Origin of the sequence: Uniformispora flossi, assembly GCF_049534875.1 — a bacterium.
In the GTDB taxonomy this organism is placed as follows: Bacteria; Actinomycetota; Actinomycetes; order Streptomycetales; family Streptomycetaceae; genus Yinghuangia; species Yinghuangia aomiensis.
In genome coordinates this window covers 226,774-252,285 of record NZ_JBMULZ010000012.1, presented here as the reverse complement: position 1 = coordinate 252,285, position 25,512 = coordinate 226,774, and the positions used below count along the sequence as shown (strand labels likewise).

Genomic DNA, 25,512 nt, shown 5'->3' with positions numbered 1-25,512 from the left:
CACCCGGGGTCCGCCCCGGGGGCAGCGCCCGGCCGTGCCGCTGTCCGGCCCGCCGCCCGGCGGGCCCCCGGCGTTCCGGCCCCGTCGGGGCCGGACCCCACGAGACTTTCCGACCACCGCGCGCCCGTGCCCCGGGCGTCGCGCCGCTGAGGAGGTGACCGCGCTGAAGCTGGAACTGCGCGGGATCACGAAACGGTTCGGATCGCTGGTCGCCAACGACCACATCGATCTGACCGTCGAGCCCGGAGAGATCCATTGCCTCCTCGGTGAGAACGGCGCGGGCAAGTCCACGCTGATGAACGTCCTGTACGGGCTCTACGAGCCGACGTCGGGCGAGATCGTCGTGGACGGCACGCCCCGGACGTTCCGGACCGCGGGCGACGCCATCGCGGCCGGCATCGGCATGGTGCACCAGCACTTCATGCTCGTCCCGGTGTTCACCGTCGCCGAGAACGTCATGCTCGGCCACGAGGAGACCGGCGCGCTCGGCTGGCTCGACCGCCGCCGGGCCCGCAAGAAGGTGCTCGACCTGGTCGCCGAGTACGGCCTGGCCGTCGACCCGGACGCGACCGTCGAAGACCTCCCGGTCGGCCTCCAGCAGCGCGTCGAGATTCTCAAGGCCCTGGTGCGCGACGCCAAAGTGCTCATCCTCGACGAGCCCACCGCGGTGCTCACCCCGCAGGAGACCGAGGAACTCTTCCGGGTCATGCGGGCGCTGCGCGAGTCCGGGCACTCGATCGTCTTCATCACCCACAAGCTCAAAGAGGTCAAGGCGGTCGCCGACCGGATCACCGTGATCCGGCGCGGCAAGGTCGTCGGCAGCGCGGACCCGCAGGCCTCCGAGACCGAGCTGGCCTCGCTGATGGTCGGCCGCCCGGTGGAACTCGTCGTGCACAAGGAGCCCGCGCGGCCCGGCGACGTCCGGTTCACCCTCGACAAGGTCACCGTGCTGGACGACCTGGGCAACGTCCAGGTCGACGACGTCAGCCTCGACCTGCGCGAAGGCGAGATCCTCGGCATCGCGGGCGTGCAGGGCAACGGCCAGACCGAGCTGACCGAGGCGATCCTCGGGCTGCGCAAGCCCGCCGCCGGGAGGATCGCCCTCGACAAGAAGGACCTGACCGCGCTCAACCCGCGGCGCACGCTCGACTCGGGCGTCGGGTTCGTCCCCGAGGACCGCCAGCACGACGGCATCGTCGGGGAGTTCTCGGTCGCCGAGAACCTCGTCCTCGACCTGGTGACCCGGGAGCCGTTCGGCGGCGGCATCGCGATCAAGCCGAAGCAGGTGCGGGAGAACGCCCGGCAGCGCGTCGCGGAGTTCGACATCCGCACGCAGTCCATCGACAGCCCCGCGGGCACGCTGTCCGGCGGCAACCAGCAGAAGGTGGTCGTCGCCCGGGAGATGTCGCGGCCGCTGCGGCTGTTCATCGCCTCGCAGCCGACCCGCGGCGTCGACGTCGGCGCCATGGAGTTCATCCACCAGCGCATCGTCGCCGAGCGCGACCTGGGCACCCCGGTCGTCATCGTGTCCACCGAACTCGACGAAGTCGTGGCGCTCGCCGACCGCATCGCGGTGATGTACCGCGGGCGGATCGTCGGCGTGGTGCCGCCGACCGCGACCCGCGAACAGCTCGGCCTGCTGATGGCCGGCGTCGACGACCCGGCGCTGCTCGCCGAGGCGGGCGGCGGCAAGGCCCTCGACACGCAGTTCGGCGTCGGGCCCGCCCGGACCGACGGCCCGGACCTCGCCAAGTCCGACGGCGGCCCGGCCGACCGCGCGGGTACCGACCAGACCGACCGCACCAGCACCGACGGGGAGGAGGGACCGGCATGAGCGACGCGACCCCAGCCCCCCAGCCGCCCGCCGAAACGGAAAAGCCGCACGGCGGACCGGACAAGAAGCCCTCGATGGGCAAGGCGGTCGTCGACGCGATCGTCACCGGAAACTCGGTCGTCGTGACGTTCCTGGCGATCGTCCTCGGTCTGCTCGTCGGCGCCGTGCTCATCGTGCTGTCCGACCAGGACGTCCTCGACAAGTACAAGTACTTCTTCGCGGACCCGGGCGACTCGCTGTCCGCGTCGTGGGACGTCGTCAAGAACGCCTACGTCGCGCTGTTCAAGGGCTCGATCGTCGACCCGGGCACCTTCGACAGCAACTACGCGCCGTACATCCTCGGCCCGATCTCCGAGACGATCTCGCAGGCCACCCCGCTGATCTTCGGCGGCATCGCGGTCTCGATCGCCTTCCGCGCCGGCATGTTCAACATCGGCGCGCAGGGCCAGATCATCGCCGGCGCCATCCTCGCGTCGTGGATGGGCTTCCAGTTCGACCTGCCGATCGTGATCCACCTCGTGCTGGTGATCATCGCGGGCATCCTGGGCGGCGCGATCTACGGCGGCCTCGCGGGCTTCCTCAAGGGCCGGTTCGGCGCGCACGAGGTGATCGTCACGATCATGCTCAACTACATCGCGCTGTTTTTCCTGTCCTGGCTGCTCACCACCGACGCGTTCCGGCGGCCCGGGACCCAGCAGCCGATCGGCAAGTCCGCGCACTCGCACGCCTCGCTGCCCCGGCTGTTCGGCGACGACCTGCGCATCAACTTCGGCATCGTCCTGGCGATCGCCGCGGTGGTCCTCTACTGGTGGATCCTCAACCGCTCGGCGATGGGCTTCGAACTGCGCGCCGTCGGCTCCAACCCGGACGCCGCGCAGACGGCAGGCATGAGCGTGCCGCGCGCCCAGTTCGTCGCGATGGCCCTCGCGGGCGGCATGGCCGGCCTGATCGGCGTGTCGCAGGTGATGGGCCCGTACAACCCGGCGCACAGCCTCACCCCGTCGATCGACGCGGGCCTCGGCTTCACCGCCATCACCGTCGCGCTGCTCGGCAGGACCTCGCCGGTCGGCATCGTGTTCGCGTCGCTGCTGTTCGGCGCGCTCCAGGCGGGCGGTTCCCGGATGCAGGCCTCGGCCGGCGTCTCGATCGACATCGTCATCGTCGTCCAGGCGGTCATCGTGCTCATGGTCGCGGCGCCGCCGCTGGTCCGCACGATCTTCCGGCTCAAGGGCGCACACAGCGGCGGCGAGGGCGCACTGGTCGCCCCGCAGACCACCGGGGCGGGGGCGGAATCGTGACCGACGACAAGCGGCCCGGCGGCCCCGGGCAGCCGGAGACCCCTGGCAGCTCCGGGAACTACGGGAACTCCGGGAACTCCGGGGACTCCGGGGACTCCGGGAACTCCGGGCACCCCGACGGGCCGGACAAGGAAGGCGGAGCAGGCGTGGGCACGCTCATCACGCCCGAGGTCGAGGCGCCGCAGACCGCGACCGGCGCGGCGGCCCGGACTCTGGAACGCGCCGCACTGCGCCGCGCGCTGGTCACCGGCATCGGCTTCATCGTCGTCGGCCTCTACGCCCTGTGGGCGTTCGGCCTCGGCACGGACTCCGGCGTCGACGCGGTGTTCGGCATGAACATCGCCAACTCGTCGGCGACCGAGGTCTCGCCGCTGCACGTCGCGGCGCGCGGCACGGCCATCGCGATGTCGATCGTGTGCATGGCGGCGGGCGTCCTGCGGATCGTCTTCGACAAGTCGAAGCTGTGGCGCCGGGTGAGCGCCGGCCTGTTCGTCGCCGCGTTCGTGGTGGCGTTCCTGTGCTGGGCGGTCGCGGGCAAGTCGATGTCCTTCGCGGGCGCGCTGCAGAACACCATGCTCGCCGCGACGCCGCTCATCCTGGGCGCCCTCGCCGGCGTCATCGGCGAGCGGTCCGGCATCGTCAACATCGCGATCGAAGGCCAGTTCCTGTTCGGCGCGTTCGGTGCGGCGCTGACCGCGTCGGTCACCGGCTCGCTGACCGCGGGCCTGTTCGCGGGCGCGGCGGCGGGCGGCCTGGTCGGCCTGCTGCTGGCCGTGTTCGCGGTGCGCTACCTGGTCGAGCAGGTCGTCCTCGGTGTCGTGATCAACCTGCTGGTGTCCGGCATCACCGGCTTCCTGTACACACAGCTGCTGCAACCGAACAGCGACAAGTACAACAACCCGGGCGTCTTCGCGAACCACAAGATCCCCGGCCTGGGCGACATCCCGGTGATCGGCCCGGTGCTGTTCGACGTCAACGTCATCGTGTACCTGATGTACGCGCTTGTCGCCGTCGTGCACTTCGGCCTCTTCTACACCCGCTGGGGCCTGCGTGCCCGCGCGGTCGGCGAGCACCCCACCGCCGCGGACACCGTGGGCATCAAGGTCAACCGGACGCGCTACATCAACGTCGGCCTGGCCGGCTGCATCGCGGGCATCGGCGGCGCGTTCCTCACCATCGGCACGGTCGGCACGTTCAGCAAGGACATGGCGTCCGGTGCGGGCTACATCGCGCTGGCCGCGGTCATCTTCGGCCGCTGGCGGCCGATGGGCGCGGTCGCCGCGGCCCTGCTGTTCGGCTTCTCGAAGGCGCTTGCGACGTCGCTCCAGCCGCTGCACACACCGATCCCGGCCGAGTTCCTCAATATGATCCCGTACATCGTCACCGTGTTCGCGGTGGCCGGCCTGGTCGGCAAGGTGCGCCCGCCGGCCGCGGCCAACAAGCCTTACACGAAGGGCTGATCCGTGGCGGACGCGATAGACCCGGCGGCGGTCGACTGGGAAGCCCTTCGGGACGCCGCGAGGGCCGCCATGGCCCACGCATATGTGCCCTACTCGAAGTTCCCCGTGGGCGCCGCCGCCGTGGTCGAGGACGGACGCACGGTGTCCGGCTGCAACGTGGAGAACGCGTCGTACGGCGTGACGCTCTGTGCCGAATGCGGCCTGGTCGGCGAGCTGCACATGACCGGCGGCGGCCGCCTGACCGCGTTCACCTGCTGCGACGGCGACGGCGCGATCCTCATGCCCTGCGGACGATGCCGCCAACTGCTGTGGGAGCACGGCGGCCCGGAGCTGCTGGTGGACACCGCGCGCGGCATCCGGCCGCTGAGCGAACTGCTGCCGGATGCGTTCGGCCCCCACAACCTGAGCTAGGCCGGGCCCGGGTGCGGCGTCGTCCGCCGCACCGGCCCGGAACCGACATCGGCAAGGAGCACGTGGAACCCATGGACGTCATCTCCGTCATCCGTACCAAGCGCGACAAGGGCGAGCTGAGCGACGCCCAGATCGACTGGGTGGTGGACGCGTACACGCGCGGCGAGGTCGCGGACGAGCAGATGTCCGCGCTGGCGATGGCGATCCTGCTCAACGGCATGACCGCGGCCGAGATCAACCGGTGGACCGACGCGATGATCGCGTCCGGCGAGCGCATGGACTTCTCCGGGCTGCCGCGCCCGACCGCGGACAAGCACTCCACCGGCGGCGTCGGCGACAAGATCACCCTGCCGCTCGCCCCGCTGGTCGCCGCGTGCGGCGTGGCTGTGCCGCAGCTGTCCGGCCGCGGCCTCGGCCACACCGGCGGCACGCTCGACAAGCTCGAATCGATCCCGGGCTGGCGCGCGCAACTGTCCAACGACGAAATGCTCGCCGTGCTCGGCGACATCGGCGCGGTCATCTGCGCCGCGGGCGACGGCCTCGCGCCCGCCGACAAGAAGCTCTATGCGCTGCGCGACGTCACCGGCACCGTCGAGGCGATCCCGCTGATCGCCAGCTCCATCATGAGCAAGAAGATCGCCGAGGGCACCGGGGCGCTCGTCCTCGACGTCAAGGTCGGCACCGGCGCGTTCATGAAGGACCTCGCGGACGCCCGCGAACTCGCCCGCACCATGGTGCGGTTGGGCGGCGACCACGGCGTCCGTACGGTGGCGCTGCTCACCGACATGTCCACGCCGCTCGGCCTGACCGCCGGGAACGCCCTCGAAGTCCGCGAGTCCGTCGAGGTCCTGGCCGGCGGCGGTCCCGCCGACGTGGTCGAACTGACCCTCGCCCTGGCCCGCGAAATGCTCGCCGCGGCCGGCATGACCGACCGCGACCCGGCCGACGCGCTCGCGAACGGCAGCGCGATGGACGTCTGGCGCCGCATGGTCGCCGCCCAGGGCGGCGACCCCGACGCCCCCCTCCCGGTCGCCCGCGAGCAGCACGTCGTCACCGCCCCGTCGACCGGCATCCTGACCCGCCTGGACGCCTACGACGTCGGCATCGCCGCCTGGCGCCTGGGCGCGGGCCGCTCCCGCAAGGAAGAACCTGTCCAGGCCGGGGCCGGCGCCGAACTCCACGCCAAGCCGGGGGACCTTGTCACCGCGGGTCAGCCCCTGCTGACCCTGCACACCGACACTCCGGAGCGCTTCGCCTACGCCCTCGAATCCCTGGAATCCGCCTTCGACATCGCCCCCGAAGGCACGGCCTTCACCCCGACGCCCATCGTGGTCGACCGCATCGGCCCGACGGCCTGACGGACCTACCGGGTCAGCAGCGACAGGTCGATTTCGAGCGGGTCGGGCACCTTCAGGCGCAGGACCGCGGCGCGCATTGCCTTCGGCACGGAATCACCCCGTGCGGTCACGCGGCCCTCGCGGTGGTCCGGGCGCGCACGGATGCCACCACCGGAGCTTTTGCGGTGCTCTTCAGCGGTGCCGCTGCCCACACCGCGACCATGCACAGGGCCAGGACGAACACCACCGCGCCCCACCAGCCGACCGCGTGGAAGGCCACGCCGCCGACGGGGCCGCCGAGGCTGGAGCCGAGGTAGTAAGCGGCGATGTAGAGCGCGGAAGCCTGCGCGCGGCCGTGCCGGGCGCGCAGGCCGACCGCGGCGCTGGCGGCGGCGTGGCCGGCGAAGAAGCCGGCGGTGAGGACGATCAGGCCCGGGACCACGAACGCCAGGTGGTCGGGCAGGGTCAGGAGCGCACCGGCGGCGGTGACCGCGGCGGCCGCCCACAGGGTGGTGCGGTGGCCGAAGCGGCCGACCATGCGGCCGGCGGCCGTCGAACTGAACGTGCCGGCCAGGTAGATCACGAAGATCGCACCGACCACCGACTCGGGCAGGTTGAAGGGCCGTCCGAGCAGCCGGTAGCCCAGGTAGTTGTAGACGGTGCCGAAGGCCGCCATGAAGAGCATGCCGAGGGCGTACAGGCGCCGCAGCGCCGGGTCGCCCAGGTGCGACCTCAGCGTCCCGGCCAGTTCCCGCCCGGTCACCCCGCTCGGCGCGAAGTGCCGCGACGGCGGCACCAGCAGCCGGAACACCACCGCGCACGCCAGCGCGAGCAGGCTCACCGCGACGATCGCCGCCCGCCACCCGCCCAGGTCGGCCGCGAAGCCGGTGACCAGACGGCCGCCCATCCCGCCGATGCTGTTGCCCGCGACGTACAGCCCCATCGCGGCGCCCAGCGACGTGCCCTCGACCTCCTCGGCCAGGTACGCCATCGCCGTCGCGGGCAGCCCCGCCAGCGCCACGCCCTGGAGCGTCCGCAGCGCCACCAGCGTCCCGAAGTCCGGGGCGAACGCGGCAAGCAGGCCCAGCAGCGCCGCGGCGAAGACGGACACCGTCATGATCCGGGTCCGGCCCACGCGTTCGGACAGCATGCTCACCGGGATCACCGCGACGGCCAGCGCCCCGGTCGTCACCGACACCGACATGCTCGCCGCGGCCGGGCTGAGCGCGAACCGCTCGGACAGCTGGGGGAGGAGTGTCTGCGTCGTGTAGAGCAGCGCGAACGTCGCGCAGCCGGCCAGGAACAGCGCCAGGTTGACCCGGCGGTAGCCCGCCGAGCCGCGGGCGTGGCGGAGCGGGGCGGCGGGGGACGGGGACAGGGACGGGGCGACGGGGGACACGGGGGCGGATTCCGCGGCTGGCATACCGGCGAAGGTAGAACCGTCTCGGATCATGCGTCCAATGCATGAATAGGCAATGATTGATGCCATGGCGTATGAGAGCAGCTCAGCCCGGTCGGAGCCGGCGGAGAACCCGGTCGCATTGCTTGCCCCGCGCCTGGTGCAATTCGCCGCCGTCGCCCGCGCCGAGCACGTGACGCGGGCCGCCGAACAGCTCGGCATCCCGCAGCCGACGCTCAGCCGCAGCGTGGCCCGGCTCGAAGCCGAGTTGGGCGTGCCGCTGCTGGTACGCACCGGCCGCGGCGTCCGGCTCACCCGCCAGGGCCGCGCCCTCCTCGCCGCCGCGGAACCCGCCCTGGAGGCCCTCGACCGGGCCTGCGACGAGATCCGCGGGGACGCCAGTGCCACCCGCGGCAAGGTCGCGTTCGGCTTCCTGCACACCATGGGCCCGGAAGCCGTGCCGGGCCTGCTGCGCGCCTTCCGCGCCGACCACCCGGGCATCCGCTTCGCGCTCGTGCAGACCTCCGCCGCCGACATGCTCGACCGGCTGCGCGCGGGCGAACTCGACCTGTGCCTCACCTCGCCGCCGCCCGACGACCCGGACCTGGAAGTCCGCCCGCTCGACGAACAGAGCCTGTACCTCGTCGTGCCCGCCGACCACCCCCTCGCCGGGCGCCGCCGGGTCCGCCTGGCCGAGGCCGCGGGGGAGACCTTCGTGTGCATGGAACGCGGGTACGGCCTGCGCCGCATCGCCGACGCCCTGTGCGCCGAAGCCGGCTTCACCCCACACGTCGCCTTCGAAGGCGAGGAAGCCGAAACCCTCCGCGGCCTGGTCGCGGCCGGCCTCGGCGTCGCGCTGCTGCCCGCCCCCGACCCCGTCCGCCCCGGCACCGTGCAACTGGCCGTCACCGCGCCGCGCGCGTACCGCACGATCGGCGTCGCCTGGCGCGCCGGCGGCACCGAGACCGCCCCGGTGCGGCTGTTCCGCGAGTTCGTGCTGAGCCGCACGGGACGCCTGCTGCGCCCGATCTGAAATACGCCGCGAATACCGCTCCCAGACACCCGACATTCGTGTCTTCTACGCGCGTAGGTACTAAAGTCTGTGCATGCACAGCCACAACGCAGCCTCGCCCTCGGCCGAGCACATTCGCCGGGCCCCGAAGGTCCTCCTCCACGACCACCTCGACGGCGGCCTGCGTCCGGCCACCATCGTCGAACTGGCCGCCGCGGTGGGCTACGACCGCCTGCCCACCACCGACCCCGACGCGCTCGGCGTGTGGTTCCTCGAAGCCGCCGACTCCGGCTCGCTGGAGCGCTACCTCGAGACGTTCGCGCACACCTGCGCCGTCATGCAGACCCGCGACGCGCTGGTCCGGGTCGCCGCCGAATGCGCCGAAGACCTCGCCGCCGACGGCGTCGTCTACGCGGAAGTCCGGTACGCCCCCGAACAGCACCTGGAGAACGGCCTGACCCTCGACGAGGTCGTCGAAGCCGTCAACGAGGGCTTCCGGCTCGGCGAGCACCGCGCCGCCGAAGGCGGCCACCGCATCAAGGTCGGCGCCCTCCTCACCGCGATGCGGCACGCCGCCCGCTCGCTGGAGATCGCCGAACTCGCCAACCGCTACCGCGACCAGGGCGTCGTCGGCTTCGACATCGCGGGCGCCGAGGCCGGCCACCCGCCGACCCGGCACCTCGACGCGTTCGAGTACCTCCAGCGGGAGAACTTCCACTTCACCATCCACGCCGGCGAGGCCTTCGGGCTCCCGTCGATCTGGGAAGCCGTGCAGTGGTGCGGGGCCGACCGGCTCGGACACGGCGTCCGCATCATCGACGACATCACGGTCAAGGACGACGGCACCGTCGAACTCGGCCGCCTGGCCGCCTACGTCCGCGACAAGCGCATCCCGCTCGAGATGTGCCCGACGTCGAACCTCCAGACCGGCGCCGCGGAATCGTACGGAGATCACCCGATCGGACTACTTCGACGCTTGTATTTCCGTGTCACCGTCAACACCGACAACCGTCTGATGAGCGGCACGTCGATGACCCACGAATTCGACCACCTCGTCGACGCTTTCGGCTACGGCCTGGACGACCTCCAGTGGTTCACCGTCAACGCGATGAAGAGCGCGTTCCTCCCGTTCGACGAGCGTTTGGCCATGATCAACGAGGTCATCAAGCCGGGCTACGCGGCCCTCCGCTCGGAGTGGCTGTTCGCCCGCGGCTGACCCGTCCGGCACGCACCCGTCGGCCCGGCTTCCCGCTCCCGGAGGCCGGGCCCGCGGCGTTTCCGGGCCCTCCCGCGTTTTTGCACTCCCGTATCGCGTTCGCTACCTTTCGTGCTCATGTCGTCACGTGGCGTGGCAGTTTCCGCGCCCGCAACCGGAGGATGCACATGCGATCGGTAACACGTAAGGCGGCTGTCACGGCCGGACTCGGTGCGGCGATCGTGGCCGGAGCGGCCGCCCCCGCCCTGGCCGCGGGCAACGGCGCCGCCGGCCTGCTCGACCCCCACGCGCCCGGCCTGCCGCAGGTGGCGCAGGAGAACGCGGGCAACATCGGCCCGTTCCCGGTGGGCCAGCTGACCGAGCAGCTCCCGACCGGCCAGGTCTCCGGCCTCACCGGGGGTCTGGAGCAGACCGCCCAGCAGGCCACCGGCGCGCTGCCGACCGGCACGCTCCCCGGCGTGCCCGCGGTCGGCGGCCTCGTGCCGGGCGGCCTGGTCCCCGGCCTGGGCTGACCGAGCCCGCTTCTCGGGCCGCGCTCCCTCGGGGCGCGGCCCGAGCCGTGCCCGGGGTCGGCCGGCGGCGTGCGGGGGCGTGCGGGACGTCAGAATCTGCCGTACAGCTGCTGCGCGACGTTGCCCAGATAGGGGCCGGTCATGGTTTTCGCGGCGGTCAGCGTGATGCCCAGCGACACGTTGCTCACCAGGTAGCGTTTGCCGTTCACTTCGGCGAACCAGCCGCCGCCGCTGGAGCCGCCGGTCATCGTGCAGCCCATCCACAGCATGTCGGGACGCGGCCAGCCGGTGTTGCGGAAGTCCGTGGTCGGCGACGAGCAGCTGTACATCTCGCGGCCGTCGAACGGCGGTTCGCCCGGGTACCCGTAGGACTCGACGTCCAGTCCGCGCGGCGCGTTGAAGAGTATTTCCGCGCTGGTGCCGAGGGTGTCCTCCAGGGACTTCTTCCCGGACGGCGGCTGCACGAGGAACGCGCCGAAGTCGAACGGCGAGGCGATGCTGTCGCGTTCCGGGTCGGCGTCCTTCACCCACTGGTCGCTGACCTCGACCTGCCGGGCCGGCCAGCGGCCGTACGGCTCCCGCTCGGCGCGCGTCGCGCCCGCTCCGTTGTAGCCCGGTATGAACGTCACGCGCGTGTAGAAGTCGGCTCCCTTGCCGCCGTGCAGGCAGTGCGCCGCCGTCCACACCATGTTGCCGCTCGGGTGGTGCACCACGGTGCCGCTGCACTCGGCGACCCCGCCGGGCACCTCGAAGAAGATCTTGCCGCGTATCGCCTTGTCGGGATCCGAATACGGGCCGTCCACCAGTGCGGCCTGGACCGTCGACGGCGGCCGGTAGTTCTGCCCGGACGGCGCCTCCGCGCCGGGCGTGATCTGCGGCCCGACCGGCTTGGCGCTGCCCTGCTTGCCCTCGTCGTCCCAGAACCGGTTGTTGTCCTGGATCTCCTTCTCGGAGTACTCCTTCGACGACATCGCGGACGTCTTGCCGGCCTCGATCGCGAGCGACCCGCTGAGGAACAGCCCCAGCAGCGTCACGATCACGCCGCCGATCACGGACAGCGTGATGATCCGGTTCTTGTGGTGCGTCGGCCCCACCGGGCCTCCCCCCTCGCCTCCGCCGTCCGTCCGGGCCCTCCCCGGGCCGGGCACGGCCGCACGCGGCGGCCGGACCCCTCACGGATGATAGGCGCAGGCGAAGTCTGCGGGGTCACCCCTCCTGCGGGATGACCACCCACATCACCAGGTAGAGCAGGAACTGCGGGCCGGGCAGCAGGCAGGACAGCACGAATCCGATGCGCACCGCCTTCGGCGACCAGCCGAAGCGCTGCGCGAGTCCCGCGCACACTCCGGCGATCATGCGCCCGTTGCGCGGGCGGACCAGCTTGGCGGGCTGCGTGGCGTACATGGCGCTCGGCCTCCTCGGCGCGGCACGTCCGTCGTGCCGTCTCGCTTTCGAAGGTAGGCGACCAAAACGGACGTTTCGTCATCCTGCGGGTGTGCCGGACCCTGACCCGGAGGTAGGGGATTACCCCGTCCCCTTGGCTGTCGACGGCGCCGCGGCCGGCGCCTTCTGGTAGGCCGCGCACTGCTCGGCCCGCGCCGGTCCGGTCCGTCCGGCCAGCGGCAGACCCTCGGTCTTCGCGGCGCGCTGCAGCGTGCACACGATCTGTCCGAGGGCCAGCGGGTTGAGCGCCGCCACGTTGTCGACGTCCAGCCGCACCAGGTCCGCCGGGTCGCCGGGCTGCGGTTCGGCGAGGCCGACGCCGCCCGCGGGCACCGCGGTCGTCCAGCCCTGCGCGGCTTCCGCGGTACTCGGTCCCTTGGCCAGTTCGCGCAGCAGCCGGTCGATCAGGGACATCCTCAGGGGATCCCCGGGGGCCGTGATCCGGGTCGCCCCGGGGACCGGGACCTGGATGTCCACCGCGTCGCCGCGCGGCACCGGCTGCGGACGCCCTTCGCGGATCAGGTAGATCTGGTGCTGCGCGACCGGGGCGGTGGTCGCCGTGCCCGGCGCGGGGCGCTTGGCCGGCTCGCCGGCGTTGATCGGCCCGTCCGTGGACCGGATGCCGCAGCCCGCCAGCGCGGCGGCGAGCACGGCCGCCGCCAGCGCCGCGGGCACGCCGCCGGCCAGTCCGGCGCGCGGCCGGGAGCGGAGCGGCGTCCGGCGGCCGGAGGACCGCCGCACCGGGGCTCCGCGCGGGCGTCGCAGGGTTCCGCGTACCGTCACCGCCGTCCTCCCAACTGCGCTCCGTCGTCCAGGTCGTGCCCGGTGTCGTCGGCGAAGTCGCCGCCGTCGGGGCCGTAGTCCGCCGGATCGTCGTCCGGCGGCACCAGCGGCAGCCGCAGGCTGAACATCGCGCCGCCGCCCGGGACGTTCGACGCGGACGCCGTGCCGCCGTGGATCCGGGCGTTCTCCATCACGATCGACAGGCCCAGGCCGCTGCCCTCGGAACGCGCCCGCGAGCTGTCCGCCTTGTAGAACCGGTCGAACACGTGCGGCAGCACGTCCTCCGGAATGCCCGGCCCGGTGTCCGAGACGTCGATGACCAGGTCCTCGGCGCCCGGCTCGGCGAGCAGGCCCGGGTCGGCCGCCCGAGGTTCGCGGCGGATGACCACGGTCACCGGCGAACCGCCGTGCCGCAGCGCGTTGCCGACCAGGTTCGACACCATCACGTCCAACCGCCGGGCGTCCACTCGCGCCACGATGTCGCGCGGCGACCGCAGGTCGACCGCGTCCATCCAGGCCCGCGCGTCCAGGCAGGCGGTGACCAGGTCGGCGATGTTCACCTCGTCGAGGACCAGGGCGGCGGTGCCCGCGTCGAACCGTGACACCTCCATCAGGTCCTCGACCAGCGTCGCGAGCCGCTCGATCTCCGCGACCACCAGCCGCGCGGCCGGGGCGCCCTGCTCGCCGAGGCTGTCCGCCTCCTCTTCGAGCAGTTCGCTCACCGCGGTCATCGCGGCCAGCGGAGTGCGCAGCTCGTGCGACACGTCCGCGACGAACCGCCGGGACGACGACTCCAGTGCACGCAACTCCGTGACGCTGCGTTCGAGTTTCTCCGCGGCGTCGTTGAAGGTACGGGCGAGATCCGCGAGTTCGTCCGAGCCGCGGACGTCCAGCCGGGTGTCGAGCTGCCCCGCACCCAGCTGCCGCGCCGCGTTGCCGAGCCGCCGCACCGGACGCAGCACATGCCGCGCCCCCACGAGAGCCAGCACCGCAGCGGCGCCCAAGGCCAGCACCGCACCCGTGGTCAGGTAGCGGGCCAGCGACGTCAGATCGGTCTGCTCGGCGCGCAGGGACTGGAACATGTACCCGGTCGGCCCGTCGGGCGCGCCGGGCGTGTCCGTGACCACCTTGGTGCCGCCGACGAGATACGGCTGCCCCTTGATGCTGATCCGCTGGAAGTACATGTGGTAGTTGCCCTGCGCATCGCGGGTGTTGACCGCTTTCTGCAGGTCCGCGGGTACTTCCTTCAGCGTGAACTCGCCCGACGTCGCCGCCGTGTTCGTGCCGTCGCCGACCAGCACCACCGCGTAGCCGAAGCTGGTGTTGCGGAGCTGCTGCACGGCCGCGTCGAGTTCGGCGTCCGTCGGGTTGGCCGACAGGTTCGTCGACACCCGGCCGAGGCCGTCGCGGAACTCCTTGATGACCGAGTCCTGGGCACGCTGGAGCACGGCGTTGCGGGTGAGCCAGTAGGCGATCCCGGAGGCCAGGACCGCGGAGATCAGCGCGACGATCGCGAACGCCGCGAGGATCCGCACGCGCAGCGAGCTGAGCCGCATGGCATGCCCGATCCGCGCCAGCACCGGCCGCCGGTTGCGCGGCGTCTTGCGGCCCGTCACGGCGGGTCGAGGCGGTAACCGACGCCGCGGACCGTGCGGATCAACGTCGGCGCCGACGGCACCAACTCGACCTTGGCGCGCAGCCGCTGGACGCAGGCGTCCACCAGCCGCGAGTCGCCGAGGTAGTCGTGTTCCCACACCAGCCGCAGCAACTGCTGGCGCGACAGCGCCTGGCCGGGCCGGCGGCTCAGCTCGACGAGCAGCCGCAGTTCGGTCGGTGTGAGGGACAGCTCTTCGCCGCCCTTGGTCACGATCATCGCGTTGCGGTCGACCACCAGGTCGCCGAACACCGACGCATCGGACACTTCGCGTTCGCCGCGGCGCAGGACCGCCCGGATCCGGGCGTCCAGCACGCGAGGCTGCACGGGCTTGACGACATAGTCGTCCGCCCCCGACTCCAGGCCCACGACGACGTCGATGTCGTCGTTGCGCGCGGTCAGCAGGATGATCGGCAGCGAGTCGGTCCGGCGGATCCGCCGGCACACCTCGAATCCGTCGATCCCGGGCAGCATCACGTCCAGCACGATCAGGTCGGGGCGCTGTTCGCGCCACCGCTCCAAACCAAGCTCGCCGGTGGCCGCCGTCACCACCCGGTGACCCTGGCGGCCCAACGCGAGTTCGAGGCCGGTACGCACGGCCTCGTCATCCTCGATCAGCAACAGGTAGGGCACGCGAGCCATTGTGTCTGACGTCACGAGTGGGAAGAACACGGGTCCGCAATCCCCGGTTCTGCCCGCCCATCCCCTGTTGCATACCTGTGACACGAGGCAGACGGTCCGATGAAGCCCGACCAGCAGAGTTGTGGTCGTGAACGAACCTCGCGTCGGAGCAGGTTTTGGGGGAGGAACCATGCAGACTCAGATCGACCGCCACGACAACCGCCGTAACGTCGTCGCACTCGCCGCGGTCCCCAGCGCCGGGACGGCCGCCTCGCGTGCCGCGGTGCCGGACACCGGATGTGTGGACGACGACTTCACGGCGTACGTCCGCGAGCGCCGCTCGGCGCTGTTCGCCACCGCGTACCACCTCACGGGGGACCGCAACGAGGCCGAGGACCTGCTGCAGAGCGCCCTGATGAGCACCTACCAGGCGTGGGGCCGCATCCAGGACAAGGCGGCGCTCGGCGGCTACCTCCGCCGCACGATGACCAACCTGCACATATCGGCGTGGCGCCGCCGCCGGATCGGCGAGTACCCCACCGAGGAGATGCCCGAGCGCGCCGACTGCTCGGACTCGATGGGCGACACCGAACTGCGTGCCGTGCTGTGGCAGGCGCTCGCCAAGCTGCCCGAGCCGCAGCGCACGATGCTCGTGCTGCGCTACTACGAGGGCCGCACCGACCCCGAGGTCGCCGAGGTGCTCGGCGTCAGCGTCGGCACGGTCAAGAGCAGCATCTGGCGCGCCCTGCGCCGGCTCCGCGAGGACGAGGCGCTGAGCTTCGGCGCGGACGAGGCTTTCGCGGAGCTGGTCGCCTGACCCACGAGCCCGCGTCGGCGGGTTGTGTGCAATGCCGCGAGTGTTCACAGAGTCCGGGGGGGCTTGGTGGGGACTCAGAAGTCCCGGGAACGGTCCGCAAGGGCCGGCCCCGGGACTTCGTCGTTTCCGGGGCCGTGCGGCTGCTGGGGGAGGCAACGAGTGGGGGAGGCGAGGGGTGGTGCGGGGGAGGTCGTGGCGGCGCGCCCGGGGGTCGGAGTCCCCGGCGGCTGCGCGGTCGCGCTGCGGAGGGTTACGCGGGCAAAGACGGCCTTTCCCGCCGGTTGGTTCCGGCCTCGTCACAGAGTGGTGCCGGACACGTGCCGGGCCGCGTCGGCGGATCCGCCGACGCGCGGCGGACACACCGTCAATTGCTGCCGCGTTGCCCCGGGCGGACGGATTTCGCTACCTTCCGTGGTGATTCGGGCGCTCAGCGTGTCGATGCCGCGCTCGCAAGGAAACGGAAGGAAATCGCATGGCTTCGCCTCTGCGTACCGTGATGGCAGCGTCGCTCGGCGCCGCGGTCGCCCTCGGCGCGTCCGCCGCGAGCGCCGCCCCGCCGGTGCAGCCCGGCCAGACGCGCCTGGACCCGGCGCTCGACGCGGCGCTGCCCGCCGTCCTCAACCCGGCCCAGACCGCCGCGCTGAACCCGCTGGCCGGCACCGGCTTCAACCCGCTCGACAACGCGGTCGGCACCGAGGTCGGCGACCTCCCGGTGGGCACCGACATGGCCACCGGCAAGCTCGCGCACGGCACCAACCTGCAGAACCTGCTCGGCAGCGGCCCGCTGCAGGGCGTCGGCCCGCTGGTCTGACCCGGCGCGGGCACCCCGCACGGAAAAAGCCGGGCGGCCGCCCCGTGAGGCGGCCGCCCGGCCCGTTCCGTCCGCCGGTCAGCTCCCGGTCGGGTGCCAGACCGTGCGCGTCTCGGTGAACGCGAGCATCCGCGCCACGCCCGGGTCGGCCGTCCAGTCCGGCTCCTTGGCGTCCGGCCGCAGCACGCGCTTGAGGTTGTCCGCGGCGGCGACCTCCAGGTCGCGCACCGACGCCACCCCGGCGTTGTGCGACGCGCCCGCCAGGTCGATGGCGTTGACGTCCTGGTGCGCGGCCAGCCACGGCGCCACCTCGGCGAGCGGACCGCTGAGGATGTTCACCACACCGCCCGGCACGTCGGACACGCCCAGCACCTCGCCGAACGCCAGCGCGGGCAGCGGCGCCTGCTCGGACGCCAGCACCACCGCGGTGTTCCCGGTTGCGATCACCGGCGCCACCACGCTGGTCAGCCCGAGCAGCGACGACTTCCGCGGGGCGAGCACGGCGACCACGCCGGTCGGCTCCGGCGTCGACCAGTTCGCGTACGGCCCCGCCACCGGGTTCGCGCCGCCGGCGACCTGCGCGAGCTTGTCCGTCCAGCCCGCGTACCAGACCCAGCGGTCCACGGACGCGTCGACGAGCGCCAGCGCCTTGTTGCGGCCCACGCCCTCCGCGGCCGACACCTCGGACGCGTACTCCTCGCGGCGCGCCTCCAGCATCTCGGCGATCCGGTACAGCACCTGCCCGCGGTTGAACGCCGTCGCGCCCGACCAGCCCGGGTACGCCTTGCGCGCGGCGACCACCGCGTCGCGGGCGTCCTTGCGGGTGCCGCGCGGCGCGTTCGCCACCGGCCGGTCCTTCGTGTCGGTCACGGCGTACACCCGTCCGCTCTCGGAGCGGGGGAACTTGCCCCCGATGTACAGCTTGTAGGTCTTGTTGACCGCCAGACGAGACTCAGACATCGAGGTAGGCCTCCAGCCCGTGGCGGCCACCCTCACGGCCGAATCCGGATTCCTTGAAGCCGCCGAACGGCGACGCCGGGTCGAAGCGGTTGAAGGTGTTCGTCCACACGACGCCCGCGCGCAGCCGCTGCGCCGTCCACAGGGCCTTGGCGCCCTTCTCCGTCCACACGCCCGCGGACAGACCGTAGGGCGTGTTGTTGGCCTTCTCCACGGCCTCGGCCGGGGTGCGGAACGTCAGCACGGACAGCACCGGGCCGAAGATCTCCTCGCGCGCGATGCGGTGCGCCTGCGTCACGCCGGTGAACACGGTCGGCGGGAACCAGAAGCCCTTCGCGGGGATCTCGCACGGCGCCGTCCAGCGCTCGGCGCCTTCCTCGTCGCCGGCGTTGACCAGGCGCGTGATGCGGTCGAGCTGCTCGGCCGAGTTGATCGCGCCCACGTCGGTGTTCTTGTCCATCGGGTCGCCGAGGCGCAGGGTGCCCAGGCGGCGGGTCAGCATGTGCAGGACCTCGTCGGCGACGGACTCCTGCACGAGCAGCCGCGATCCGGCGCAGCAGACCTGGCCCTGGTTGAAGAAGATGCCGTTGACGATGCCTTCGACGGCCGAGTCGAGCGCGGCGTCGTCGTAGACGATGTTCGCGGCCTTGCCGCCGAGTTCGAGGGTCAGCTTCTTGCCGGTGCCCGCGACGGTGCGCAGGATCTGCTTGCCGACCTCGGTGGAGCCGGTGAACGCGATCTTGTCGACGTCCGGGTGCGCGACGACCGCGCGGCCGGTGTCGCCCGCGCCGGTCACGATGTTGACGACGCCCGCGGGCAGCCCGGCCTCGACGCAGATCTCCGCGAAGCGCAGCGCGGTGAGCGGCGTGGTCTCGGCGGGCTTGAGGACCACGGTGTTGCCCGCGGCCAGCGCCGGGGCGATCTTCCACGCGAGCATCAGCAGCGGGAAGTTCCACGGGATGACCTGCCCGGCCACCCCGAGCGGCTTGGGGTCCGGACCGAAGCCGGCGTGCGCGAGCTTGTCGGCCCAGCCCGCGTAGTGGAAGAAGTGCGCGGCGACGAGCGGGATGTCGACGTCGCGCGATTCGCGGATCGGCTTGCCGTTGTCCAGCGTTTCCAGCACCGCGAGTTCGCGGGCGTGCTCCTGCACGAGGCGCGCGATGCGGAACAGGTACTTGGCGCGCTCGCTGCCGGGCAGCGCGGACCAGGCGCGGAACGCCTTGCGGGCCGCCTTGACCGCGCGGTCGACGTCCGCTTCGCCGCCGACGGCGACCTCGGAGAGGACCTCTTCGGTGGCCGGGTTGACGGTCTTGAGCGTGCCGCCGTCCGCGGCTTCGGTGAACTTGCCGTCGATGAACAGGCCGTACGACGACGCGATGTCGGCCGCGGCGCGGGACTCCGGGGCCGGGGCGTAGGCGAAGGGGTTGGGGGAGGCAGTCACGGGTCAGTCCACCGTCACGTAGTCGGGGCCGGAGTAGCGGCCGGTGGCCTGCTTGTGGCGCTGCATGAGCAGGTCGTTGAGCAGGCTGGAGGCGCCCAGGCGGAACCAGTCGGGGGTCAGCCAGTCCGGGCCGGCGGTCTCGTTCACCAGGACGAGGTACTTGATGGCGTCCTTGGTGGTGCGGATGCCGCCCGCGGGCTTGACGCCGATCTGGCGGCCGGTCGCCGCGCGGAAGTCGCGCACCGCTTCGAGCATCACCAGGGTGACCGGCAGCGTCGCGTTGGTGGCGACCTTGCCGGTGGACGTCTTGATGAAGTCGGCCCCGGCGAGCATGCCCAGCCACGAGGCCCGGCGCACGTTGTCGTACGTCGCCAGCTCGCCGGTCTCCAGGATGACCTTCAGGTGCGCGCTGCCGCAGGCCGCCTTGACCGCGACGATCTCGTCGAAGACCGCCTGGTACCGGCCGGACAGGAAGGCGCCGCGGTCGATGACCATGTCGATCTCGTCCGCACCCGCGGCCACCGCGGTGGCGACATCGGCGAGCTTCACGTCGAGTGCGGCGCGCCCGGACGGGAAGGCGGTGGCGACCGACGCGACCTTGACGGGCGCGCTGCCGAGGGCCTGCTTGGCCTCGGCGACCAGGTCGGGGTAGACGCAGATGGCGGCCGGGCGCGGGGTGCCGGGCGTGCCCGGATCCGGGTGCAGCGCCTTGGCGCACAGCGACCGGACCTTGCCGGGGGTGTCGGCGCCCTCCAGCGTGGTCAGGTCGATCATCGAGATGGCGAGGTCGATCGCGAACGCCTTGGCGTCCTTCTTGATCGAGCGCGTTCCGAGCATCGCGGCGCGGGACTCGGCCCCCACCTTGTCGATGCCGGGAAGCCCGTGGAGGAACCGGGTCAAGGCCGCCTCGGAGGACGTCACCTCGACCGGGTCGGCAGGGAAGGCAGACAGCATGGTCACCACATGAGCATATCTACACGCGTAGCGCCTGTCATGGGCCGCAGCGCGCGTTCCGGTGCCGCGACGTGCTCCCCGGTGCTTTCCCGGCGCCTCGACGGCGTCATCCCGACGGGACGTTTCTGCAATCGGGTGATCACCCAAAGAACACATATACGGCGGTACGTTTCGACGGTACGCCTTCGTGCGGCACAATCCGGCCCATGAGCAACGACGAGGGCGTCACCTCCTACCGGTCCAAGCCGGCCGCGTTCACCGGGGTCGTGCTGCTGGCGGTAGGCCTGTGGCTGATCATCGACACCCTCGTGCGCGGCAGCGGACGGACCGCCCTCATGGTGATCGGCGTGGTCCTGGCGCTCGGCACGGTGGTCTTCGCGCTGACCCTCCGCGCGGCGGTCTTCGCCGGCCCGGAGCGCCTGGTCATCCGCAACCCGTTCCGCAGCATCGAGATCCCGTGGGGCGCGATCGACGAGATCCGCGCCGAGTACTCGCTGGAAGTCCGCGCACAGGGCAAGTCGTTCCACATCTGGGCGATCCCGGTGTCGCTCCGCGAACGCAAGCGCGCCCTGCGCGCCAACGCCCGCGCGACCGCCGAGGACCCGATGGACCGCGGCCACAGCTCCGTGCACTACATCCCGCAGGCCGCGGTCGCCGACCACGCCCTCGCCGACCTGCGCGGCATGGCCGAGCAGTTCGCCAAGGAGTCGACCGGCGACGTCAAGGCCGTCTGGTACCTGCCGGTCCTGGCGCCGATCGTCGTCGGCATCGTGCTGGCGGCGGTGGCCGCCGCGCTCTGAGCCGGCCGGGACGGCCGAGTCGGAGCGCAGCGGCCCGCGGCGTCACATGCCCAGCGCCGCCGCCAGATCCCGGGTGAGTTCGGCCAGCGTCACCGACGCGACGCGCCGGGCCTCGGCGACCTGGCTGTGCACCGGCACCACGACCTGGAGGTAGCCCTTCAGCTTCGGCTCGGTGCCGCTGGGGCGGACCACGATCCGGGCCGAGGCGACGTCGTCCGCGCCGGCCAGGGTGTAGCGCAGGCCATCGGTCGGGGGCAGGTCGGCGGAGCCCGCCGCGAGGTCGTCGACGCGGGCCACGCGCAGGCCGCCCAGCTCGGTCGGAGGGGTCGCGCGCAGCCGGGCCATGCCGTCGGCGATCAGCTCGAGCTTGTCGACGCGCACCGCGTACTGGTCGGTCGCGTGCAGGCCGAACTCGATGGCGATCTGGTCCAGCAGGTCGAGGAGCGTCCGGCCCTCGCCCTTCGCGGCGGCGGCCAGCTCGGCGATCATGAGCGCCGCCGACACGCCGTCCTTGTCGCGGACGCCGTCCGGGTCGACGCAGTAGCCGAGGGCCTCTTCGTAGGCGAACGTCAGGTTCGGAACACGTGCCAGCCACTTGAAGCCGGTCAGTGTCTCCACGTAGTCCAGCCCGAAGCGTTCCGCGACCGGGCCCAGCAGCGACGACGACACGATCGTGGTGGCCAGGACTCCCGTCCCGCCGGCCCGCCGGGCGATCTCCACGCCGAGCAGCGCACCGACCTCGTCGCCGCGCAGCATCCGCCAGCCGCCCTGCGCCGCCGGGTCGGGCACCGCGACCGCGCAGCGGTCGGCGTCCGGGTCGTTGGCGATCACCAGGTCGGCGTCCGCGGCCGCGGCGGTCTCGAACGCGAGGTCCATCGCGCCCGGCTCCTCCGGGTTCGGGAAGGCGACCGTCGGGAAATCCGGGTCCGGCTCGGCCTGCGCCGCCACCACGGTCGGCACCGGGAAGCCCGCGCGCTCGAACGCGCTGAGCATCACCGCGCCGCCGACTCCGTGCATCGCGGTGTGCACGATCCGCACGTCGCGCGGCCCGTCCGGACGCACCACGCCCGCCGCGCGGTCCAGGTAGGCGTCCAGCAGCGCCTCGCTGAGGATCTCCCAGCCGCCGTCCGCCATCGGCACGTCGGCCAGGGAGCCGACCGCGGCGATCCGCGCGGCGATCTCCTCGTCGGCGGGCGGCACGATCTGCGAGCCGTCGCCCAGGTACACCTTGTAGCCGTTGTCGCGCGGCGGGTTGTGGCTCGCCGTCACCATGACGCCCGCGACGCAGCCCAGGTGGCGGATCGCGTACGCCAGCACCGGTGTCGGCAGCGGCCGCGGCAGCACCAGTGCGTGCAGCCCGGCGGCCTCCATGACCGCGGCGGTGTCGCGCGCGAACACGTCCGACTTGTGCCGGGCGTCGAACCCGACGACCACCGTGCCCGGATTGGTGGCGTTCAGGTAGGCGGCGAGTCCCGCCGCCGCCCGGATCACCACCGCCCGGTTCATCCGGTTGGGCCCGGCGCCGAGTTCGCCGCGCAGTCCCGCGGTGCCGAACTGCAGCATCCCGGCGAACCGGTCGGCCAGCGCGGCGCGGTCGTCCGCGTCGAGCAGCCGCCGCAGCTCCGCGCGGGTGTCCGGGTCGGGGTCCTCGGCCAGCCACGCGCGGGCGGCCTCGGCGACGTCACTCAAGGGCGGTCTCCTGTCGGGAAGGGGAAAGGCCGGGAACGGGAAGTGGGGCCGCGCCGCGCCGCGCAGCCGCAGACGGAAGCGACCCGGACACGCCCTAGATCCGGGGGAGTACCTCGGCCAGCAGGCGGCCCATCCGCACCGCGGACGTGCGGCCGGCTTCCAGGACCTCTTCGTGGTTGAGGGGCTCGCCGGTCATGCCCGCGGCCAGGTTGGTCACCAGCGAGATGCCGAGCACCTCGGCGCCGGCCTCACGGGCCGCGATGGCCTCGAGCGTCGTGGACATGCCGACCAGGTGCCCACCGATGGCGCGGACCATCCCGATTTCCGCGGGCGTCTCGTAGTGCGGCCCGGGGAACTGCACGTAGACGCCTTCTTCGAGGCTCGGCTCGACCTCGCGGCACAGCTCGCGCAGGCGCGGCGCGTACAGGTCGGTCAGGTCCACGAAGTTCGCGCCGACGATCGGCGACGTCGCGGTGAGGTTGATGTGGTCGGAGATCAGCACCGGCTGGCCCGGGGTGAACGTCGGGCGCAGCCCGCCGCAGCCGTTGGTCAGCACGACCGTCCGGCAGCCCGCGGCGACGGCGGTGCGGACGCCGTGCACGACCGAGGCGACGCCGCGACCCTCGTACAGGTGGGTGCGTCCGAGGAACACCAGGGCGCGCCGGTCCCCGACGGCGATCGACCGGATGGTGCCCGCGTGGCCCGCGACCGCGGGCGGCGGGAAGCCCGGCAGGTCGGTGACCGGGAACTCGTGGTCGGCGGTGCCGAGCATGTCCGCTGCGGGGACCCAGCCGGACCCCATCACCAGCGCGATGTCGTGGCGGGGAGCGCCGGTGATCTCCGCGAGACGCCGGGCGGCGGCGTCCGCGGCGGCGGCCGGGTCGGTGCTGAGAATGGCGTCGGAAGCGTTCACACGGTGAGCGTAAATGGTGGGGTGCCGATCCAGGTGCTTGGGGTCTATGCGCGTAGAGATCGTGTCGCAATTGATGCCGAAAACACCCGGGTGCCGCGCCGCGCGCCCGCAGCACGTCCGGCCCGGCCACCGGAGGGTGGCGGGGCGGTCGATGTGCGTGGCGTGGCTACATCCCCACGGAGCCGCACGGGCGGGTGCGGAGTTCCTTGACGTAGTCGTCGGGCGCGCCCGCGGATTCCGCCGCTTCGGCGACCATGCCGAGGTAGCGTGCGGACGGGAGGCCGCCCTCGTAGTCGTTGAGGACGTACAGCCAGGCGAGTTCCTCGCCGAACAGGGTCTCGACGCGGACCTTGGCCTTCCGGTACAGGCCGAGCGATTCGCCTTCCCAGCGATCGAGGGCGTCCTCGTCCGCGTCGGTCAGGTCGTACAGCGCGACGAACACCTGCGAAATCTCGTCCTCGACCACGGTGGCAAGGGAGCCCTCCCAGCCCAACTGCTCGCCGCCGAACGTGAGGCGCCAGCCCGGCAGCCAGCCGGTGACGCGGAGCGGGGAGTGGGGAGCGCGCCGTGCCATCTGCCGCGCGTCGAGGTTGCTTGCGTACGCGGCGTAGAGGGGCATGGTTCCGCATCCTACGCGGCGCCCTGCGATGGGAGAGACTCGCCACATAAGAGAGGATGGGACGCGTGACTCGCATAGTGATCGTTGGTGGCGGCCCCGGGGGCTATGAGTCGGCGCTGGTCGCCGCGCAGCTCGGGGCCGAAGTGACCGTGGTCGAGCGCGACGGCGTGGGCGGTGCCGCGGTCCTGACGGACTGCGTGCCGTCCAAGACCTTGATCGCGACCGCGGAAGTCATGACCAACTTCGCCGATTCCCACCAGGAACTCGGCATCTACGTGGACGACGGCACGCCCGGCACGCTCGACCGGCCGAAGGTCGGCGTCGATCTGGACGTGGTCAACAAGCGGGTGCTGGAGCTGGCCCAGGCCCAGTCCGTCGACATCGCCAACGGCCTGCGCCGCGCCGGGGTCAACCTGCTGCGCGGCTCCGGCCGACTGGACGGGCCGCGCCGTGTGGTCGCCGAGCTGGAGGACGGCACCACCGAGACGCTGGAGGCGGACGCGATCCTGATCTCCACCGGGGCCACCCCGCGGGTGCTGCCCGGCGCGGTGCCGGACGGCGAGCGGATCCTGGACTGGAAGCAGGTCTACGGCCTCACCGAGCTGCCGCGCGAACTCATCGTGGTCGGCTCGGGTGTCACCGGCGCCGAGTTCGCCGGCGCCTACCAGGCCCTCGGGTCGAAGGTGACGCTCGTCTCCAGCCGCGACCGCGTGCTGCCCGGCGAGGACCCGGACGCGGCCGAGGTGCTGGAGAGCGTGTTCAAGCGCCGCGGCATGCGGGTCATGGGCCGGTCGCGCGCCGAGCGCGTCGAGCGGCTCGGGGACAGCGTGATCGTCCACCTGGCCGACGGCCAGACCCTGGAGGGCAGCCACTGCCTCATGGCGGTCGGCGCGGTGCCGAACACGCAGGGCATCGGCCTGGAGGAGTCCGGGGTCTTCCTCAAGGACTCCGGGCACGTGCGGGTCGACCGGGTGTCGCGCACGACCGCGAACGGCGTCTACGCGGCGGGCGACTGCACCGGCGTGTTCGCCCTCGCCTCGGTCGCCGCGATGCAGGGCCGCATCGCGATGTACCACATGCTCGGCGACGCGGTATCGCCGCTGGACCTCAAAGCCGTGGCGTCCAACGTGTTCACCGACCCGGAGATCGCCACCTGCGGCTACTCGCAGGCCTCGATCGACTCGGGCGAGATCGACGCGCACACGGTGAAGATGCCGCTGTCGCGCAACCCGCGCGCGAAGATGCAGGGCATCCACGACGGCTTCGTGAAGCTGTTCTGCCGTCCGGGCACCGGCATCGTGGTCGGCGGCGTGGTCGTCGCGCCGCGCGCGAGCGAGCTGATCCACGCGGTGTCGCTCGCCGTCGACCTGCACCTGACGGTCGATCAGGTGGCCAACGCCTTCACGGTGTACCCGTCGCTATCGGGTTCGCTCGCCGAGGCGGCGCGCCGCCTGCACCGCCGCGACCGGGTCTGATCGACCGGGTCTGATCGGTCCGATTGATCGGGCCCGTACCGCCGCACCACGACAAG

24 protein-coding genes are annotated in these 25,512 nt (G+C 72.2%); 12 read left to right on the top strand and 12 right to left on the bottom strand.

Features of this window, described 5'->3' with window-relative positions:
- Window positions 1-154: 154 nt before the first annotated feature.
- The 5 genes from ACPA54_RS25455 (at window position 155) to ACPA54_RS25435 (ending at window position 6,361) form a co-directional block, all read left to right on the top strand.
- Window positions 155-1,834, top strand: coding sequence for an ABC transporter ATP-binding protein (locus tag ACPA54_RS25455; protein WP_423533439.1), 1,680 nt, complete (start codon window positions 155-157; stop codon window positions 1,832-1,834).
- Complete coding sequence (locus tag ACPA54_RS25450; protein WP_345673760.1) at window positions 1,831-3,132, top strand: ABC transporter permease; 1,302 nt, start codon at window positions 1,831-1,833, stop codon at window positions 3,130-3,132. The genes ACPA54_RS25455 and ACPA54_RS25450 overlap by 4 nt, the downstream gene beginning before the upstream one ends.
- Window positions 3,129-4,592, top strand: a complete 1,464-nt coding sequence (locus tag ACPA54_RS25445) for an ABC transporter permease (protein WP_423533436.1) — start codon at window positions 3,129-3,131, stop codon at window positions 4,590-4,592. Before ACPA54_RS25450 ends, ACPA54_RS25445 begins: the two co-directional genes overlap by 4 nt.
- Before the next feature lie 3 nt (window positions 4,593-4,595).
- Entirely contained in the window at window positions 4,596-5,003 is a 408-nt protein-coding gene (locus ACPA54_RS25440; RefSeq protein WP_423533434.1) for a cytidine deaminase, read from the top strand.
- 71 nt (window positions 5,004-5,074) lie between these two features.
- Window positions 5,075-6,361 (top strand): thymidine phosphorylase, encoded by a 1,287-nt coding sequence (locus tag ACPA54_RS25435; protein ID WP_423533432.1) that lies wholly within the window; start codon window positions 5,075-5,077, stop codon window positions 6,359-6,361.
- Window positions 6,362-6,467: 106 nt separating this feature from the next.
- On the opposite strand, the gene ACPA54_RS25430 is transcribed toward ACPA54_RS25435, so the two are convergent.
- Window positions 6,468-7,763: an MFS transporter gene (locus ACPA54_RS25430; protein WP_423533430.1), complete on the bottom strand. Its 1,296-nt coding sequence runs from the start codon at window positions 7,761-7,763 to the stop codon at window positions 6,468-6,470.
- 64 nt (window positions 7,764-7,827) lie between these two features.
- Here ACPA54_RS25430 and ACPA54_RS25425 point away from each other — a divergent pair, with 64 nt between their 5' ends.
- From ACPA54_RS25425 to ACPA54_RS25415, 3 genes are all read left to right on the top strand, one after another.
- The gene (locus ACPA54_RS25425; RefSeq protein WP_423533428.1) at window positions 7,828-8,772 is read left to right on the top strand and encodes a LysR family transcriptional regulator; all 945 of its coding nucleotides are present in this window, start codon (window positions 7,828-7,830) and stop codon (window positions 8,770-8,772) included.
- 73 nt (window positions 8,773-8,845) lie between these two features.
- Entirely contained in the window at window positions 8,846-9,967 is a 1,122-nt protein-coding gene (locus ACPA54_RS25420) for an adenosine deaminase (protein WP_423533426.1), read from the top strand.
- 167 nt (window positions 9,968-10,134) lie between these two features.
- Entirely contained in the window at window positions 10,135-10,479 is a 345-nt protein-coding gene (locus ACPA54_RS25415) for a hypothetical protein (protein ID WP_423533424.1), read from the top strand.
- Window positions 10,480-10,568: 89 nt separating this feature from the next.
- Here ACPA54_RS25415 and ACPA54_RS25410 read toward each other — a convergent pair whose 3' ends face one another.
- The 5 genes from ACPA54_RS25410 to ACPA54_RS25390 all read right to left on the bottom strand — a co-directional run bounded on the left by ACPA54_RS25410 (window position 10,569) and on the right by ACPA54_RS25390 (window position 14,992).
- Window positions 10,569-11,573: a trypsin-like serine peptidase gene (locus ACPA54_RS25410; protein ID WP_423533422.1), complete on the bottom strand. Its 1,005-nt coding sequence runs from the start codon at window positions 11,571-11,573 to the stop codon at window positions 10,569-10,571.
- A gap of 112 nt (window positions 11,574-11,685) precedes the next feature.
- Entirely contained in the window at window positions 11,686-11,883 is a 198-nt protein-coding gene (locus ACPA54_RS25405; RefSeq protein WP_423533420.1) for a PspC domain-containing protein, read from the bottom strand.
- Window positions 11,884-12,003: 120 nt separating this feature from the next.
- Window positions 12,004-12,663, bottom strand: coding sequence for a hypothetical protein (locus tag ACPA54_RS25400; protein ID WP_423533418.1), 660 nt, complete (start codon window positions 12,661-12,663; stop codon window positions 12,004-12,006).
- A 38-nt stretch (window positions 12,664-12,701) separates the two neighbouring features.
- On the bottom strand, window positions 12,702-14,321 hold the full coding sequence (locus ACPA54_RS25395) for an ATP-binding protein (RefSeq protein ID WP_423533416.1): 1,620 nt from the start codon (window positions 14,319-14,321) through the stop codon (window positions 12,702-12,704).
- Window positions 14,318-14,992 (bottom strand): response regulator transcription factor, encoded by a 675-nt coding sequence (locus ACPA54_RS25390; RefSeq protein ID WP_281475360.1) that lies wholly within the window; start codon window positions 14,990-14,992, stop codon window positions 14,318-14,320. Before ACPA54_RS25390 ends, ACPA54_RS25395 begins: the two co-directional genes overlap by 4 nt.
- 178 nt (window positions 14,993-15,170) lie before the next feature.
- Here ACPA54_RS25390 and ACPA54_RS25385 point away from each other — a divergent pair, with 178 nt between their 5' ends.
- Window positions 15,171-15,797 (top strand): SigE family RNA polymerase sigma factor, encoded by a 627-nt coding sequence (locus ACPA54_RS25385; RefSeq protein WP_345673773.1) that lies wholly within the window; start codon window positions 15,171-15,173, stop codon window positions 15,795-15,797.
- A 472-nt stretch (window positions 15,798-16,269) separates the two neighbouring features.
- Window positions 16,270-16,608, top strand: coding sequence for a hypothetical protein (locus ACPA54_RS25380; RefSeq protein ID WP_423533413.1), 339 nt, complete (start codon window positions 16,270-16,272; stop codon window positions 16,606-16,608).
- A gap of 78 nt (window positions 16,609-16,686) precedes the next feature.
- Here the strand turns inward: ACPA54_RS25380 and ACPA54_RS25375 are convergent, their stop codons facing one another.
- Genes ACPA54_RS25375 through deoC form a run of 3 tightly spaced genes read right to left on the bottom strand, consistent with a single transcriptional unit; the run spans window position 16,687 to window position 19,960 of the window.
- Complete coding sequence (locus tag ACPA54_RS25375) at window positions 16,687-17,568, bottom strand: aldehyde dehydrogenase family protein (RefSeq protein ID WP_345673775.1); 882 nt, start codon at window positions 17,566-17,568, stop codon at window positions 16,687-16,689.
- Window positions 17,561-19,006, bottom strand: a complete 1,446-nt coding sequence (locus ACPA54_RS25370; protein ID WP_423533411.1) for an aldehyde dehydrogenase family protein — start codon at window positions 19,004-19,006, stop codon at window positions 17,561-17,563. Before ACPA54_RS25370 ends, ACPA54_RS25375 begins: the two co-directional genes overlap by 8 nt.
- Before the next feature lie 3 nt (window positions 19,007-19,009).
- Window positions 19,010-19,960 carry a deoxyribose-phosphate aldolase gene (gene deoC / locus ACPA54_RS25365; protein ID WP_423533478.1) on the bottom strand — a complete coding sequence of 317 codons (951 nt, stop codon included), beginning with the start codon at window positions 19,958-19,960 and terminating at the stop codon, window positions 19,010-19,012.
- Between the two features lie 206 nt (window positions 19,961-20,166).
- Here deoC and ACPA54_RS25360 point away from each other — a divergent pair, with 206 nt between their 5' ends.
- Window positions 20,167-20,760 (top strand): PH domain-containing protein, encoded by a 594-nt coding sequence (locus ACPA54_RS25360; protein ID WP_423533409.1) that lies wholly within the window; start codon window positions 20,167-20,169, stop codon window positions 20,758-20,760.
- A gap of 42 nt (window positions 20,761-20,802) precedes the next feature.
- On the opposite strand, the gene ACPA54_RS25355 is transcribed toward ACPA54_RS25360, so the two are convergent.
- The 3 genes from ACPA54_RS25355 to ACPA54_RS25345 all read right to left on the bottom strand — a co-directional run bounded on the left by ACPA54_RS25355 (window position 20,803) and on the right by ACPA54_RS25345 (window position 23,981).
- A complete protein-coding gene (locus ACPA54_RS25355) occupies window positions 20,803-22,449 on the bottom strand; it encodes a phospho-sugar mutase (protein WP_423533407.1) in 1,647 nt (548 codons plus the stop codon).
- 94 nt (window positions 22,450-22,543) lie between these two features.
- The gene (locus tag ACPA54_RS25350) at window positions 22,544-23,362 is read right to left on the bottom strand and encodes a purine-nucleoside phosphorylase (protein WP_423533405.1); all 819 of its coding nucleotides are present in this window, start codon (window positions 23,360-23,362) and stop codon (window positions 22,544-22,546) included.
- Between the two features lie 166 nt (window positions 23,363-23,528).
- Entirely contained in the window at window positions 23,529-23,981 is a 453-nt protein-coding gene (locus ACPA54_RS25345; protein WP_345673780.1) for a gamma-glutamylcyclotransferase family protein, read from the bottom strand.
- 56 nt (window positions 23,982-24,037) lie between these two features.
- Here ACPA54_RS25345 and ACPA54_RS25340 point away from each other — a divergent pair, with 56 nt between their 5' ends.
- On the top strand, window positions 24,038-25,456 hold the full coding sequence (locus tag ACPA54_RS25340; protein WP_423533403.1) for an NAD(P)H-quinone dehydrogenase: 1,419 nt from the start codon (window positions 24,038-24,040) through the stop codon (window positions 25,454-25,456).
- Window positions 25,457-25,512: the final 56 nt, after the last annotated feature.